This is a genomic window from Aeromonas sp. ASNIH2, assembly GCF_002934795.1.
GTDB lineage: Bacteria > Pseudomonadota > Gammaproteobacteria > Enterobacterales > Aeromonadaceae > Aeromonas > Aeromonas caviae.
Map to the genome: position 1 here is coordinate 565058 of NZ_CP026406.1, position 15375 is coordinate 580432.

16 protein-coding genes are annotated in these 15375 nt (G+C 60.6%); 5 read left to right on the forward strand and 11 right to left on the reverse strand.

Features of this window, described 5'->3' with window-relative positions:
- Window positions 1-72: 72 nt before the first annotated feature.
- The gene (locus C3F36_RS02595; RefSeq protein ID WP_199769652.1) at window positions 73-1710 is read right to left on the reverse strand and encodes a peptide ABC transporter substrate-binding protein; all 1638 of its coding nucleotides are present in this window, start codon (window positions 1708-1710) and stop codon (window positions 73-75) included.
- A gap of 290 nt (window positions 1711-2000) precedes the next feature.
- On the opposite strand from C3F36_RS02595, the gene C3F36_RS02600 reads away from it, so the two are divergent.
- Window positions 2001-2903: a DMT family transporter gene (locus tag C3F36_RS02600; RefSeq protein WP_010675302.1), complete on the forward strand. Its 903-nt coding sequence runs from the start codon at window positions 2001-2003 to the stop codon at window positions 2901-2903.
- A gap of 97 nt (window positions 2904-3000) precedes the next feature.
- Here C3F36_RS02600 and rsuA read toward each other — a convergent pair whose 3' ends face one another.
- Window positions 3001-3693, reverse strand: a complete 693-nt coding sequence (gene rsuA, locus C3F36_RS02605; RefSeq protein WP_039040228.1) for a 16S rRNA pseudouridine(516) synthase RsuA — start codon at window positions 3691-3693, stop codon at window positions 3001-3003.
- A 172-nt stretch (window positions 3694-3865) separates the two neighbouring features.
- On the opposite strand from rsuA, the gene C3F36_RS02610 reads away from it, so the two are divergent.
- Window positions 3866-5056, forward strand: a complete 1191-nt coding sequence (locus tag C3F36_RS02610) for an HD-GYP domain-containing protein (protein WP_104454396.1) — start codon at window positions 3866-3868, stop codon at window positions 5054-5056.
- On the opposite strand, the gene C3F36_RS02615 is transcribed toward C3F36_RS02610, so the two are convergent.
- Complete coding sequence (locus C3F36_RS02615; RefSeq protein WP_042017535.1) at window positions 5053-5241, reverse strand: hypothetical protein; 189 nt, start codon at window positions 5239-5241, stop codon at window positions 5053-5055. The genes C3F36_RS02610 and C3F36_RS02615 overlap by 4 nt on opposite strands.
- A 178-nt stretch (window positions 5242-5419) precedes the next feature.
- Between C3F36_RS02615 and C3F36_RS02620 the strand changes: the two genes are divergently transcribed.
- On the forward strand, window positions 5420-6313 hold the full coding sequence (locus C3F36_RS02620; protein WP_104454397.1) for an EamA family transporter: 894 nt from the start codon (window positions 5420-5422) through the stop codon (window positions 6311-6313).
- A gap of 135 nt (window positions 6314-6448) precedes the next feature.
- Window positions 6449-8254, forward strand: a complete 1806-nt coding sequence (locus tag C3F36_RS02625; protein ID WP_199769701.1) for an extracellular solute-binding protein — start codon at window positions 6449-6451, stop codon at window positions 8252-8254.
- Between the two features lie 284 nt (window positions 8255-8538).
- On the opposite strand, the gene C3F36_RS02635 is transcribed toward C3F36_RS02625, so the two are convergent.
- The 3 genes from C3F36_RS02635 to C3F36_RS02645 all read right to left on the reverse strand — a co-directional run bounded on the left by C3F36_RS02635 (window position 8539) and on the right by C3F36_RS02645 (window position 10716).
- The gene (locus C3F36_RS02635; protein WP_104454400.1) at window positions 8539-9552 is read right to left on the reverse strand and encodes an IS110-like element ISAeca3 family transposase; all 1014 of its coding nucleotides are present in this window, start codon (window positions 9550-9552) and stop codon (window positions 8539-8541) included.
- Window positions 9553-9680: 128 nt separating this feature from the next.
- The gene (locus tag C3F36_RS02640) at window positions 9681-10073 is read right to left on the reverse strand and encodes a DUF2750 domain-containing protein (protein WP_010675308.1); all 393 of its coding nucleotides are present in this window, start codon (window positions 10071-10073) and stop codon (window positions 9681-9683) included.
- A 94-nt stretch (window positions 10074-10167) separates the two neighbouring features.
- Window positions 10168-10716, reverse strand: coding sequence for a hypothetical protein (locus C3F36_RS02645; protein ID WP_104454401.1), 549 nt, complete (start codon window positions 10714-10716; stop codon window positions 10168-10170).
- Between the two features lie 246 nt (window positions 10717-10962).
- On the opposite strand from C3F36_RS02645, the gene C3F36_RS02650 reads away from it, so the two are divergent.
- Window positions 10963-11211 (forward strand): TIGR02647 family protein, encoded by a 249-nt coding sequence (locus tag C3F36_RS02650; RefSeq protein ID WP_010675310.1) that lies wholly within the window; start codon window positions 10963-10965, stop codon window positions 11209-11211.
- On the opposite strand, the gene C3F36_RS02655 is transcribed toward C3F36_RS02650, so the two are convergent.
- The 5 genes from C3F36_RS02655 to pdhA form a co-directional block, all read right to left on the reverse strand.
- On the reverse strand, window positions 11198-11509 hold the full coding sequence (locus C3F36_RS02655) for a hypothetical protein (RefSeq protein ID WP_104454402.1): 312 nt from the start codon (window positions 11507-11509) through the stop codon (window positions 11198-11200). The two genes, C3F36_RS02650 and C3F36_RS02655, sit on opposite strands and share 14 nt — an antisense overlap.
- A gap of 77 nt (window positions 11510-11586) precedes the next feature.
- Window positions 11587-11796, reverse strand: a complete 210-nt coding sequence (locus tag C3F36_RS02660) for a cold-shock protein (RefSeq protein ID WP_005302803.1) — start codon at window positions 11794-11796, stop codon at window positions 11587-11589.
- Between the two features lie 206 nt (window positions 11797-12002).
- A complete protein-coding gene (locus tag C3F36_RS02665; protein ID WP_104454403.1) occupies window positions 12003-13103 on the reverse strand; it encodes a dihydrolipoamide acetyltransferase family protein in 1101 nt (366 codons plus the stop codon).
- A gap of 94 nt (window positions 13104-13197) precedes the next feature.
- Window positions 13198-14184 carry an alpha-ketoacid dehydrogenase subunit beta gene (locus tag C3F36_RS02670; RefSeq protein ID WP_104454404.1) on the reverse strand — a complete coding sequence of 329 codons (987 nt, stop codon included), beginning with the start codon at window positions 14182-14184 and terminating at the stop codon, window positions 13198-13200.
- Entirely contained in the window at window positions 14181-15269 is a 1089-nt protein-coding gene (pdhA, locus tag C3F36_RS02675; protein WP_104454405.1) for a pyruvate dehydrogenase (acetyl-transferring) E1 component subunit alpha, read from the reverse strand. The genes C3F36_RS02670 and pdhA overlap by 4 nt, the downstream gene beginning before the upstream one ends.
- Between the last annotated feature and the right edge of the window lie 106 nt (window positions 15270-15375).

Sequence of the window (15375 nt, forward strand, 5' to 3'; positions counted from 1 at the left end):
AAATTCCCCTCCCACCTACGTCGGAGGGAGTCCCCTTTCGCATTTAAGATGGCAATCTTCATTCCACACTCCTCATGGCTGGCTGAAATAGAGATCCTTGGTGGCGATGGCGCCCTTGAGGTTGCGGCTCGGCAAGCCGCGCAGTGCCGGGTCCACCAGTCTCATCTGGTTGTAGTGATAGACGGGGATGACGGGCACCTCCTCCATCAGCAGTTGCTCGGCCTGATGATAGATCCCGGACCGAACGTTGGCATCCAGGGTCTCGGAGGCCTGCTGCAGCAGACCATCGAAGACGGGGTTGCAGTAGCCGCTCTCGTTCTGGGGATCCTGGCAGCGGAAACTGCCAAGCATGGACGACGGCTCGACATAATCACCAAACAAAAATGAACGCGCCAGCATGAAATCACCACTGTTCTTGGCCACCTGATAAGCATTCCACTCCATGTTGTTGAGGGAGACTTCTACCCCCAGCGGTTTCCACATGGCCGCCACCGCCAGAGCCAGCTTCTTGTGGTTCTCCGACGTGTTGTAGGTCAGTGTCAACCTGAGGGGATGGGCGCTGTTGTAGCCTGCCTGGGCCAACAGCGCGGCTGCGCGGGCCAACCGAGTTGACTGGTCTTCCCGGGAGAGGGGGATATCCAGTTCGTCATAACCTGGCATGGCGGGCAGCAATGACCAGGCAGGACGTTCTCCCTGGCCGCTCACCTTCTCGGTCAGCAGGTAGCGATCAATGGCCATGGAGAGCGCTTGGCGCACCCGCACATCCTGCAATTCAGGGAGATTGAGATTGAAGGTATAAAGATAGGTGCCAAGCAGCGGCAAACCCCAGATCCGCTCCGGTGCCTCCTGCATGGTCTTCTGGTAGTACTCCAGCGCCACCTTGTTGGTGAGCTGGATCTCCCCCGCTTCGTAACGCAGCCGCTCCCCATGCTGGGAAGCGAGCGGCAGGTAGGTCACCCGCTGGATCCGGGTATGGGCGTCATCCCAGTACTGGGGGTTGCGCTCGGCTTCGATGCGCTCGTTCACCACCCAGCTCGCCAGCTTGTAAGGGCCATTGCTCACCATCTTGCCTGGCTGGGTCCACTGCTTGCCAAACTGGGTGATGACCCGTTCGTTGACCGGCACGAAGGGACGCTGGCTGACCAGTTGCAGGAAATAGGGAACGGGGCGCTCCAGGGTCACTTTCAGGATCTGGTCGCTTTCAGCCTCCACCCCCAGGGCATCGAGGTCGAGCGCCCCGGCATAGATGGACTGGGCATTGTTGATGCCGGTCGCCAACAGCAGGCCGGCGGAGGGGGAAGCCTGCGCCGGGTTCAGCAGCCGCCGCCAGGCGTAGACGAAATCCCGGGCGGTGAGGGGCTCGCCGTTGGACCATTTGAGCTGGGGACGCAGGAAGAAGCGCCACACCAGCCCATCCTCGCTGGTCTCCCAGCGCTGGGCCTGAGCGGGCACTATCTTGCCCTGACCATCCTCGCTCACCAGCCCCTCGAACAGGTCCACCAGTACCACCTCCCCCGGGAAACCGGAGCGGATCAGGGCCGGATCGAGGGACTCGGGTTCGGCGCCATTGCCCTTGACCAGGGTCTGCCTGTCCGACAGCACGGGCTGCTGCACCACGGTAGTAGCCTGAAGCGGCGGCACCGCCATCAACCCGAACAGCAAGGGAGAGAGCCAGCGGCGGGCTGGCCTGGCGGCGAAACGGTAAAACATGACATCAACCTCGTTCAATTCTTTTGACTGCAATGGGGGGAAGGCCGGCGGCGCGCCTGGAACCGAATGCATCATGCCGCGCTTGTTATCCCCGAAGACGACCCGTATTGTATCGGGCCTGCCCGATAGAGGGAGTCTTTCGGGCTATTTTTTTCAAGGTTTTATGACGACACGGCCGCCACGGGTGGGCGCAATCGCCAGAAGGCGCACTCCCCTGCCCCCTTGGCAATCGGCCCGGGGCGATGTGTCGCCTGCAAGTCCGGTTGTCGTCTACCGTTTCAGGGGTCTTTATGGGTTACGAATGGCTGGCGCTGGCTGCCGCCAGTTTATGGGCGATCGCCGCCCTCATCTCCGTCAAACCGGCTCGCCATCTGGGGGCCTTTGCCTACAGCCGCTGGCGGATGTTCCTGGTCAGCCTGATGCTGGCCAGCGCAAGTCTGGTGACGGGAGGCTGGCAGACCCTCACCGAGAGCGCCCTTCCCCTGCTGGCCCTCTCCGGCCTCATCGGCATCTTCGTCGGCGACACCGCCCTCTTTGCCTGCATGAACCGACTCGGCCCCAGGCGCAGCGGTCTGCTCTTCTCCTGCCACGCCCTCTTCTCCGCCCTGCTTGGGCTCTGGCTCTTTGGCGAGCGGCTCGATGGTTGGCGCCTGCCAGGCGCCTTGCTGGTCCTGGCCGGGGTCATGCTCGCCATCCTGTTTGGTCGTCGTGGCGACAACCAGCAGAACGAATGGGAGCAGGTGCGCGGCCGCCTCGTGGTCGGCATAGCCCTTGGCCTCACCGCAGCCCTGTGCCAGAGCCTCGGAGCCATCATCGCCAAGCCGGTGATGATGAGCGGCACCGTGGACGCGGTGAGCGCTTCCGGCGTGCGCATGGGCAGCGCCCTCTTGGCACACTGCGTCTTGCGGGCACTGCGCCTGCCGCTCGCCATGCCGCACAACCCAATCAACCGGCAGGTGCTCGGCATGATAGGCATCAACGGATTTCTGGCGATGACGCTGGGAATGACCCTGATCCTGGTGGCCCTGCGTCAGGGAGATGTGGGCATGGTGGCCATCTTGTCTTCCACCACACCGGTCATTCTGCTGCCCTTGCTGTGGTGGCACTCGGGGATGCGTCCCTCGCTCCCCGCCTGGGCCGGAGCCCTGCTGGCCACCCTGGGCACGGCCCTGGTGCTCGGAATGGGGAACTGAGCCCCGTCTATCCTGCTGGAAGGACCAACACGCCCATCGGCGGCACTGAGCCGCCGATGCTCCCCCGCGCCGGACAGGGAGAGAGGCGATCGCGCCCCTAGAACAGAGCCACTTCCTCTTCGGTCAGCTCCCGGTATTCCCCCGGTGCCAGCTCATCGTCCAGAGCCAGATCGCCGATGCGTTCCCGATGCAGCCCGACCACCTTGTTGCCGATGGCGGCGAACATCCGCTTCACCTGATGATACTTGCCCTCGTGGATAGTCAGGCGTGCTTCCCGCTCGTCCAGGATTTCCAGCTCCGCAGGGCGGGTCTTGTCGTTCTCGTTGCGCAGGTAGATACCGTCGGCAAAGAGCGAGATGGCCTCTTCACTCACGGGATCAGCCAGCCAGACATGGTAGGTCTTCGCGCACTCGTGCCGGGGCGACGTGATGCGATGGGACCACTGGCCGTCATCGGTGATCAGCACCAGCCCGGTGGTATCGAGATCGAGGCGCCCCACCACATGCAGTTTGCCCATGGCCGGCTCGTCGAGCAGGTGGAACACGGTGGCGTGATCCGGGTCCTCGTTGGAGCAGACATATCCTTCCGGCTTGTGCAGCATGAAGTAGCGATTCTGCAGGTTCAGGGTCAAGGTCACACCGTCAAACTCGATCTGGTGTTGCTCATTGATGTGAAAGGCGGGCTGCTTGACCAGCACGCCGTCTACCAGCACTTCCCCCTGACGGATCAGCTTGCCCGCCTGGGAACGGGTCAAATCGGAGCAATCGCAAAGAAATTTGTCGAGCCGCATGCAAAAACCTCGGAATCCATCATGATTGGGGGCGACATTATATCGGTCAGACCCGACAACACCAGTACTAAGCGACAGGGACTCAAGATGGCGCCTGACGCCATGATGTGCCAGTGATAGACTGCCGTCAGCAGACCGACATCACACATAATAATAAGCCCAGGATGTACCCATGAAGCCGACGAAGTCTCACCCCGTCATCCCCGTCAGCCAGTTGAAACCTGGCATGTACGTCATTGCCATTGCCAGCCAGACCGGCGCCATGGAAATTGCCCAGACGGGCATGGTGACCAACCCTCAACAGGTGGAGGCGCTGATCCGGCGCGGCGTGCTGACGGTGCGGGTGGATCTTGCCCGCAGCAAGCTGCCGGGAGGGGGCACGGCAAGCCCGGCGGATGTGGTGACAAACGGGGTGGGCTCCTCTCGTCAGATCGGCAGTGGTGAAGGGCGCGAGCTCAAGATCCGTCGGCTCTATCAGGAAGCGCGCGAACTGCAAGGCAAGTTCATTCGCCATCTCAAGGCCGGAGAGCCCATCGACATCACGCCCCTTGCCGCCGTGGCCGAAGAGATGGTCGATACCATGTTCACCCACGGCGATGCCATGCTCTGTCTGGCGCGGATCCGTGCCAAGGATGCCTACCTGATGGAGCACTCCATGAATGTCGCCATCCTCCTGGCGAACTTCGGCCGCTACCTGGGGCTGGATCGCAGCGTGCTCAAGGAGCTGACCCTCGGTGGCCTGCTCCACGACGTGGGCAAGATCATGACCCCGGACGAGGTGCTCAACAAACCGGGCAAGCTCACCGATGAGGAGCTGGAGGTGATGCGCGAGCACGTGGTCCACAGCCACGACATCCTGGCCGCCACCGCCGGCATCACCCCCATCATGCTGGAGGTGGCCGCCAACCATCACGAGCGGATCGATGGCACCGGCTACCCGCGGCGCCTCAAGGGGGATCAGCTCTCCCTCTACACCCGCATGAGCGGCATCGTCGATGTCTACGATGCGGTGACGGCAGACAGGGTATACAAACAGGGCATGCAGCCAACCCAGGCGTTTCGCATTCTGCTCAAGGGGGTTGATCTGCATTTTGATGCCGACCTGGTAACCAGGTTCATCAAGTGCATGGGGGTCTATCCGGTGGGTACCCTGGTGCAGCTCTCCAACCAGCGCCTGGCCATCGTGATGCAGCGCAACGAACAGCAACCGCTCAAGCCCGTGGTCAAGGTGATCTATCACGCAGGCCATCGCCATTATCTCGAGGTGCAGTGGCTGGATCTCGCCAAAAACGGGGTTCAGGAGACCATAGAGAGCACGGTGGACCCCAAGGAGTTTGGCATCAACCTGGCCAACTTCGTCTAACCTATCCGGCTTGTTGGCGGCTGCTCGCGGCAATGGCGAATCAGGAACTCCTCATCCAGCGGGGAGAGATCGAAGCGCAGGCAGGCCTCTTCGATGGCCCGGATGTCGTGTTGATGGTGTTCGCTGAGCCAGCGCACCGCGCGGCGCAAGTCTTCACCATGGGGCAGCAGGGTATGGTCGCTCATGGAATACCTCCGGTCAGCCATCGACGCCAGCCCGTCAATCCGGGCTCTCACTTTTAGCTTAGCCCGCCCGCACTCGCCCGGCAGACACCTGCGCCCTTGACGGTGCCCACCCTGTAGCAGGTATGCTCGACCCCTTCGGCGCCCTGCCGTGCCGGCGCCGCTCAAACAAGGATGCTGCATGCAAACCAAGGACAAGTGTCTGGCCGCCCTGGTCATTCTCTGCTGGGGACTCAACTTCGTTGCCATCAAGTGGGGGCTGGAAGGCATCCCCCCACTGCTGCTGGGAGCACTGCGTTTCGTCGGAGTCGTCTTCCCCGCCATTCTGCTGGTCCCCAGGCCTGCCATGCCTTGGCGCTGGCTGCTGGCCTATGGCGGTGCGATCAGCCTGGGCCAGTTTGCCTTCCTGTTCTGCGCCATGAAATTCGGCATGCCCGCCGGTATGGCCTCCCTGGTGCTGCAATCCCAGGTGGTCTTCACCCTGCTGTTCGCCATGATCTGGCTGGGAGAGCGCTGGCAGCCCCACCACTGGGTGGCACTGCCGCTGGCGGGAGCAGGTCTTTATCTCATTGCCACCCATGGCGAGGGCAACCACACCCTCATCGGGTTTGTGCTGACGCTGTGCGCAGCCGCCTGCTGGGGCCTTGGCAATGTCATCAATCGCCAGATAGGTCTGCGCTATCGCACCTCTCTGCCGAGCCTGGTCGCCTGGGGCGGGCTGGTGCCCATCCTGCCTTTCTTCGCGCTCTCCTGGCTGTTCGAGGGGCCCGAACTCATCGCAAGCAGCCTGCTCAACATCCGTTGGCAGGGCGTCTTGTGCGTGCTCTATCTCTCGTTTATCGCCACCTGGCTCGGTTATGGCCTGTGGGGGAGGCTGCTGATGCGCTATCCGGTGGCCCAGGTTGCCCCCCTCTCCCTGCTGGTACCCTGTGTCGGCATGGTGGCCGCCGCCCTGCTGCTCGATGAACACCCCACTCCCCTGCAATGGCTGGGCTCGGGTCTCGTGCTGCTCGGCTTCGTGGTGCATCTGCTGGGGGGCAAGATGCGCTTCTTGAAGACCCAAACCGAGGATTGACCTCGCCCGGGAAACTTCCCATCATGGGTCAGGCCCTCTTGGGCCCACCCCGTTATTTCGGCAGGACGCCATCATCAGGAGAGCAAGGACATGCGTCATCCGTCACTTTCGATCATTCCCTCTTTACCAGGCATCATGCGGGTCACGGCCATGCTGCTCCCCTTCTGCTGGAGCCCGTTCGGCTGGAGTGCCACCCTGCCGGCAGATCTCAAATGGGAGAACAACGACACCGATCCCGTCTATGCAGACCCCGAGGCCAAGCGAGGCGGCACCTTCCGGGATTTCATGTCGAGCTTTCCGCTCACCTTGCGCAAATACGGGCCGGATTCCAACGGCGGCTTTGCGGCCTACGTGCGCGAGACCAACCTGCCGCTCCTGAGCACCCATCCCGTGACGCGCAATCCCATCCCCATGCTGGCCAACCAGTGGGCTTTCGGCGCGGATAACAAGACGCTCTATTTTCGTATCAACCCCAAGGCCCGCTGGTCGGACGGCCAGCCCGTCACTGCGGACGACTGGGTCTTCACCCTCAAGATGATGCGCAGCAAGGAGATCAACGACCCCTGGTACAACAACTACTACAGTACCCAGATAAGCGAAGTGACCAAGTTTGACGATCACACCCTCGCCATCACCAGCGGCACCGAGAAGAGCCGGGAAGATCTGCTCGAAGCTCTCCCCTTCACCCCGGAACCCAGCCACGCCATCAAGCTGACCGCCAACTGGGTCAAGGAGTACAACTGGAAGGTGCTGCCGGTCACCGGCCCCTACCAGATTGGCGAGCTCAAGAAGGGCAAGTCGGTTACCTTCGACCGGGTCAAGGATTGGTGGGGGAACGACGAGCGCTACTTCCAGCACCGCTTCAATCCGGATCGCATCGAGATCAAGGTGCTCAGGGATCAGAACATCGCCTGGCAGCACTTCCTGCGCGGTGAGCTCGACACCTTCCCACTCGTGATGCCCAACTGGTGGCATGACAAGAGCAAGACCGCCGAATTCGAGAAGGGCTATATCGAGCGACTCTGGTTCTACAACCAGACGCCTCAGCCCCCCATGGGGCTCTATCTCAACACCGCCGATCCCTTGCTGAGCAATCTCGACGTCAGACTCGGCATCCAGCACGCCCTCGCCCTGGACAAGATGATCGCGACCCTGCTGCGGGGGGACTACCAGCGTCTCAACACCTATGGCTCGGGCCAGGGAGATTTCACCAATACCGACCTCAAGGCGCGCCCCTTCGATCCCGCCCTTGCTCGCGAATTCTTTGCCAAGGCGGGCTTTACCAAGACCGGGCCGGATGGCATCTTGCGAAACGACAAGGGCCAGCCCCTCTCCCTCAGCATCACCTACACCACGGCGGAACATGCACAACGCCTCACCCTGCTGCGGGAAGAGGCGAAAAAGGCGGGGCTCAACCTCGAGCTCAATCTGATGGATGCGTCTGCCGGCTTCAAATCCATGCTGGAGAAAAAACACCAGAGTGCCTGGATGGCCTGGAGCGGTGGTCGCTATCCCGCCTATTGGGAACACTTCCATAAGGTCAATGCCAACAAGCCCCAGACCAACAACATCATGAACATCGATGACGACAGGATCTCGGCCCTGGTGGAGCAATACGACAAGGCGTTCGATTTCAGCAAGAAGGCCGACCTCTCCCGCCAGATCCAGCAGCGACTCTATGAGCTCGCCAGCTTCGTCCCCGCCTATCAGGTGCCCTATACCCGGGCCGGCGCCTGGCGCTGGATACGCCTGCCCAAGGTGCCGGCAACCCCCCAGAGCGACTTGCTTTACTGGCCCCTCGACGGCTCCAACTCGGGTTACAGCTTTGGCGGCCTGCTCTGGATTGACGAAGCGGCAAAGGCGCAGACCCGGGCCGCCATCAAAGGGGGGCAGACCTTCCCGCCAGTGACCATCACGGATACCACCTACCAACAGAAATAGGGCAGCTGGCACCGTCAGCCCCAAAATATCTATGGTCACCCCCTTTTTTGCAACCTTGATTTCGGGTGTTGTGGTTGGCTTGCTTAAATCTATCCGGCGTCTTGATGGAGAATGTTCTCCGCGCCACGATGAGAATCGCGCCTGACTGTCCTAAAAAGACCCTCGGCCTAGAAAGCCTATTCTTTTGCCAGGTTATCAGTCAGGCCGGTATGCCGTTCACGTCATCCAATATCACAGTCGCAAAACCAGGTGGGTGTGTCAGTACAAAAGTAAATAGGGGCGCGTCAGGTTGGCATTGCCCGAAATTCGGTATGCCGTGCCGCCAGCGCCCAAGCCGTGCGGGCCAACTTGTTGGCTAGTGCACAAGCCACAACATTCGAATGTCGCCGAGTCAACATAGACCTGACCCAATCAGCCAATCGTCCCGTTTGCCGCTCTAGCCGTTGCATATAGGCTCGTGCACATTGCACCAACAATCGTCTAAGATTTTTGTCGCCACGCTTGCTGATACCCTTCAGGTTTGCCCGGCCCCCAGTACTGTACTGGCGTGGCACCAATCCGACTGACGCCGCGAAATCACGACTACATCGATAGTGTTTTCCGTCACCGAGCTCGGCGGCCAACACGCTGGCAGTGATCGGGCCGACACCAGGGATTGTCATCAGACGCTGACCAAGATCGTCATCGCCAAGCTGGCTGGCCAGTTCCTTGTCGATCTCGGCAATTTGCTGCTCCAGATACTTGAAATGGGCATGCAGCCTCTTCAACATGGTAATCAGTCGCGCTGGTAACTCGTGTTCAGCCATCACAGAAGGCAGGCGCTTGATGGCGGCATGACCGACGGGCAGACTGATGCCAAATTCGAGTAAAAAGCCGTGTATCTGGTTCGATGCCTTAACCCGATCGCGCACAAACGATTCGCGCACACGATGCAGTGCTCCCAACGTTTGCTGGCTTTCGGTCTTGGGCGTTACAAACCGCATGGAGGGACGGCAGGCGGCCTCGCAAATAGCTTCAGCATCGATGAAGTCGTTCTTGTTGCTCTTGACGAATGGGCGCACGAATTGAGGCGAAATGAGCTTACTCTCATGCCCAAATTCAGCCAGCCGACGAGCCATGTAATGGGCTCCGGCACATGCCTCCATGACGATGGTGCATACAGGAAAAGTTGCGAGGGATTCGATGAGCTTTGTCCGGTTGAACTTCTTGCGAAGAAGAGCCTTGCCGAACCGGTCTTGACAGTGAATGTGAAAAGAGTGTTTACCGAGATCAATACCAATAAGCGCAACGTTTTCCATGATGGCCTCTCCTGAAAGAAAAACACCCTGTCAGCGTACCGCTCACAGGGTGGGGGTGACCATCTCATTAGACCCCGCACATTGGCGGGGTCTTTGTTACAACCGGGATGGCACCAGGCAGAGGGCATTCAGCCGCGTTTGGCCTGCTTTTGCGCGATGGCGTCGGCGACGTCGGCCGGGTCCAGCACAATGCCTTCCTGATCCGGTGTCGGGAACACGGCCACGCAGAGATCATCCTGCTCCATGCCGTCCACCCAGCGATCCAGCCACACCTTGAGGGTGATGGATTGCGGCTTGCACTCGGCCCACTCCCCTTCGGCCCAGGCCTTGGCGTAGTCGGGATGCGGCCATACCGGGATGCAGTCTTCCTCTTCGGTCGTCAGCATCATGACGCCGTGTTCGTCGGTCAGAACAAACAGCTCTTCGTGCTCGACCAGCTTGCTGATGAAGTGATCAAAGCGGTAATCGGCGTTCAGTTGCAGCGCGGCATTGCGCTCGGTGTCGCTAAGTTCATAGCTCATCGGTCAAGTCTCTCGTTCAATAAAGGGCGACATGTTCACATCTTGCCGACCCCTTGTCCAGCAGGAGTAATGGGTCATCCGTCTTTCCATCGCCTCACCCCAGCTCGGGGGTCAACAGCCGGAGTCCCGCGGTCTCACCCAGTCGCTCCCTCAGCCAATAGGCGGACTCCACCTCCACAAAGCAGAGCTGATCCCGCCCCGCAGCGACCCCCACCATGATCTGCTCAAGCCGTGCTTGCTGAGCGGCACTCCAGGCAGCAACCAGCTTGCCGCCATGGGCCTCGTCCACCACCTCACGGCGCAGCTCGAACAGGTTATCGGTGATCGGGCTGTTTATCTTGCTCGGGTGGCGCCAGTACATCTGCAGGTTGTCCAGCATCTCCTCATCGTAACTTACCAGCGCATCGAGCTCCGGCGTCTCTTTGCTCTGGGCCGCGAACTCGCACCAGCCTGCCGACAAGGTAGCCAGACTCTGGGCATCCTTGCCATGCTGACGCAGGGTTGTCACGTCTTCCCCACGAATGGTCGGCAGCCAGAGATCTCCTTGATGTTGCGCCAGGAGAGGGAGCAGCAAGGAGGGAGCATAAACAGGAAAACGGGGACCCAGAGAGTGCAGCAGAGAGACCAGAGTAACAGTGATCATGAGACGCGCCTTGAACAAGATGACCTGGCATCACGCCTGGTCATGAGGGTGAACGAGGGTGCCATTCTAGCATGTTTGCCTTGCTGGGGGCGTTTGCGTCCAGCCGGACCGGGGATAGATAGCGTCCAAAAAAGCAGCGTTTGAACCAGAGCGGCCCCGATAAAGGCCAATTGTTTGAACCAGCGCCCACTAAAGAGGCACCGGGGATGCTAGGTTGCATACATCTTTAGCGTAAGGAGTGCATCCATGAGTGGGATCAACCAGGTTTCTGACGATTTTGTGAATGAGCTGAAAATACTGGCGTGTTTTGATCCGGCCAACATGAGCCTGGGGATCAAGCTGCGCAGCGACATGTCGGAAGCGCTTTGCCAGGCGGCAGCGCGCCTGCACAGCCAGGGCCTGATCACCGCGGCAGATGGCGGCTATCTGACCCCTTTCGGCATGACCATGCTGGAGCATCTCCAACACCTGCTGGTTGCACTCAAGCCGAATTGAGCGGTTGTGGTGCCCAGAGCGAGAAGTTGAGCAACTCCCAGCGCTCTCCTTGTCGCAGCAGACAAGCAAACAGCAAAGGACCTTCGGGTCCTTTTATCTTGCCATCGACCAGCCACTCTCCCGCCCGTTTTGGCACCGGCTGTACCCTGATCTCATCGGGTTTCACCGCGTTTCCCAGGCGAACATGTACAAACTGTTGACACACGGACACGGCATCATTCACCGCAGGATCCGGCGCTGGCGGGCTGGCCTGACCGGTCAACGCCACGGTCAGCAAAAGGGAGGAGAGCAGGGCCATGACGCGTATTGATGAAGCCATAAAAACAAAAAGCCGTGGCACCAGAGGTACCACGGCTTTCTTAAATTCTGCAAGAATTACAGAGCAGTTACGTTCTCAGCCTGCGGGCCTTTTTGACCTTGGGTCACAGAGAACTGTACGCGCTGACCTTCAGCCAGGGTACGGAAGCCGTTACCTTGGATGGCGCTGAAGTGAACGAAAACGTCCGGGCCGTTTTCTTGCTGGATGAAGCCAAAACCTTTGGTTTCGTTGAAAAACTTAACGGTACCGGTGATCATGTTAGACATATCTTTAAACCTGTATTCAAAATAATTACTTATGCTTTTCAGCGGGTAAAGCTCAAAAAACGGGATTACTTATGAACAACAGGAAAAGATGTAAAACATCATATTCATTGACATAACTATCGCCTTTTCAAGCTGGTTAACATTATACGTGCCTTTGTCGATTACGCAAACAAATTTGTACCCCGCCAGCGGCGGGGTACAGTGGGTCAGACCTGTGCCGACTCCAGTGCCTGGACCAAGGCTTTGAGGAAGCGAGCCGCCTCTCCACCGGTGCAGGCTCTGTGGTCAAACGTCATCGACAAGGGAAGTGCACGCACCGGGCGCGCCTCACCGTGGATGAACACCACCTTCTCGAACAACTTGCCCGCACCTATGATGGCCACCTGGGGTGGTGTGACGATGGGGCTGGCGTAACGGCCAGCGATGGCGCCAAAGTTGGTGAGGGTGATGGTTGCCCCCTGCAGCATTTCCCGCGGCACGGCACGGGCCTTGACATCGGCGATCATCCGATCCAGTCCCTGCCGTATGTCAGCCGAGTCCCGTTCAGCCACGTTCTCCATCACGGGCACATAGAGCCCATGCTTGGAGTCAACCGCGATGGCCACATTGACCTCCCTGAACAGACGCCGCGACAGGGTCTCTCCGTCAAACCACGCATTCATGGAGGGTTCGGCCCGACACGCCACGCCGATCGCCTTGATAAGGCGCACAGTCACATCTTCATCCGGGCGCCAGTGGCGCAAGTCCACTTCGTCGGTGATGCTCACCGGCACCACAGTCTGGTGCGAGAGCTCCATCGCCTTGGCCATGGCCCGGCGCGAGCCTTTCAGGAATTCGTTGCCGCTCTCCTGCTGGGCCTCGAACGCCTGCTGCACATCCTGCTCGGTCACCATGCCAGCGCTGCCGGTTCCCTTGACCTTGTCGATGTCCAGCCCCAGTTTTTGCGCCAGCAGACGGACCGCTGGCATGGCTTGCACCAACGTACCGCCGGGCGCCATGGCCCCCACCACGAAATGATCCTCGATATGCTGCTGATGGGCGCTGACCTTGCCAACGACGGTGCCGTCATCCTCGCCCCCTTCAAACTCCACCAGCGGTGCCCCGATGTGGAGGATGTCCCCCTCCTGCCCGCACAATCTGGCGATGACCCCGGCCACCGGTGAGGGCACATCCACCAGCGCCTTGGCTGTCTCCACCGACAGCAGTACCTGATCTACCTGCACCGTATCACCGGCGCTCACCTTCCACTCGACGATCTCGGCCTCGGCCAGTCCTTCGCCCAGATCCGGCAATTTGAAAAATTTCATGACCTGCTCTCCCTCTGCTGGGACATCACCAAACATTGACAGACACCATGGAGCCCTGTGGTCCTGGCACTTGCGCATCCGTACCTGTCGTGCGTCATAGCCACTGGTTCTCCATCAGTTGCCGAGCCGCCTGCGCGATCTCCTGCTCGGTGATGAGGTAATACTCCTCGTTGCGATAGTAGGGGACGGCGGCATCCACGCCGGTGAGGCGTCTTGGCGGCGCCTTGAGGGCAGTCATCGCCTCTTCGGTCACCTGGGACACGATTTCGGCACCCACCCCGAAACTGCCACAGGCTTCGTGTACCACCAGCAGCCTCCCGGTCTTGCGTACCGAGGTCAGGATGCTCTCCATGTCCAGGGGTTTGATGGTGGCAAGATCCAGCACCTCGCACTGGATGTCCTGCTCCGCCAGCAGGTGCGCCGCGCGCATGACTTCCTGGATGCAGGCTCCCCAGGCCACCACAGTGATGTCCCGGCCGGGACGCAGGGTGAAGCAGACATCCAGCGGCAGGCCGATGCCGTCATCCACCACATCCGACTTCATGGAGCGATAGATGCGATCCGGCTCGAAGAACATCACGGGATCCGGGTCCCGAATGGCCGACAGCAGCAGGCCGTAAGCCCGCTTCGGGCTCGAAGGGATCACCACCCGCAGCCCGGGGATATGGGCAAACAGGGCCTCGACGCTCTCGCTGTGGTGCTCGGGTGAATGGATGCCGGCACCATAGGGGGCGCGGTAGACGATAGGACAGGTGACGCGGCCACGGGTCCGGTTTCGCATCCGCGCCGCCTGGCAGATGATCTGCTCCATGCCCGGGAAGATGAAGCCCTGGAACTGGAATTCGGCCACGGGTTTGAGCCCCTGGGTCGCCATGCCCACCGCCACCCCGGCGATGAGCCCTTCGGCCAGCGGCGTATCGATGACCCGCTTGAACCCGAATTTATCGCGAAGCCCCACGGTGGCGCGAAACACACCGCCGTTGACCCCCACATCCTCCCCCAGTACCACCACATCAGGATCGCGTGCCATCTCGTGGTGCAACGCCAGATTGATCGCTTCGAGCAGCGTGATATCGCTCATAGTTCCTCCCCGCTCTGCTGCATGCCCTTGGCGATGATGCGCTGGCGCTGGGCAAGATAGGCCTTCGGCAGCTCGGCAAACTGGTAATCGAGCAGGGTCTCCGGCGCCTGGGGCGTGATGGCCTCGTAGGCGGCAACGGCGCGTTCCACTTCCCGGCCCGCCTCTGCCAGCAGCGCCTGTTCTTGCTGCTCGTCCCACCAGCCCCGTTCAAACATGAACTGGCGCAGCCGCTTGACCGGTTCCCTGGCCCAGGCCGCTTCCACCTCGGCGCCGTCACGATAGCGAGTCGCATCATCGGCGGTGGTGTGATCCCCGAGCCGGTAGCTGACGGCTTCGATGAGCGTCGGCCCCTTGCCGCTGCGAGCCCGCTCGACGGCGGCGCGGGTCGCCTCATAGACCGCCACCACGTCATTGCCGTCCACCTGGAGGCTGCGCACCCCGGCTCCTATGCCCTTCTGGGCCAGAGTGGGCGCGCTCGACTGCAACTTGCGCGGCACCGAGATGGCCCATTGGTTGTTGTTGATGATCATCACCATGGGGAGATGCCAGACACCGGCACAGTTGAGCCCCTCGAGGAAGTCTCCCTTGGAGGTGCCGCCATCGCCGATGGTCACCACGGCGACCCTGGGCTGGTTGCGCAGCTTGAAGGCGGCCGCGATGCCGGCAGCATGGGTGATCTGGGTGGCGATGGGAACGCAGATGGGCAAGTCTTCCGACAACTCGCCATCGGCCTTGTAGAAGACACTGCCCCGTTCATCGCCGCCCCAATACTGCAGGTTCTGCTCCATGGGCACGCCCCTCACGTAGAGAGTGGGCATGTCCCGGTAGTAGGGCACATAGACATCCTCTGGCTGCATGGCGAGCCCGACCCCGATCCCCACCGCTTCCGCCCCGAGATGGGAGGGAAAGGTGCCGAGTTTGCCGGTTCGCTGCAGTGCTATCGCTTTCTTGTCGTAACTGCGCACCATCACCATGTTGCGGTAGAAGGTGTGCAGCATCGCCTTGTCCAGCCAAGTCGGCAGTGTCGCGACCGGGCGCCCCTCCTCATCGAGGTAACGAAGGAAGGGAATGTCGACATGGGTCATAACTGGCTCCTTGCCGTTGTCAGCGTCACCACCATGAGGTGACATTTAAAATGTAAACAACATGTTAACTAAAGGGCAACGAGATTCATCCAGGTAAGACCAGTAG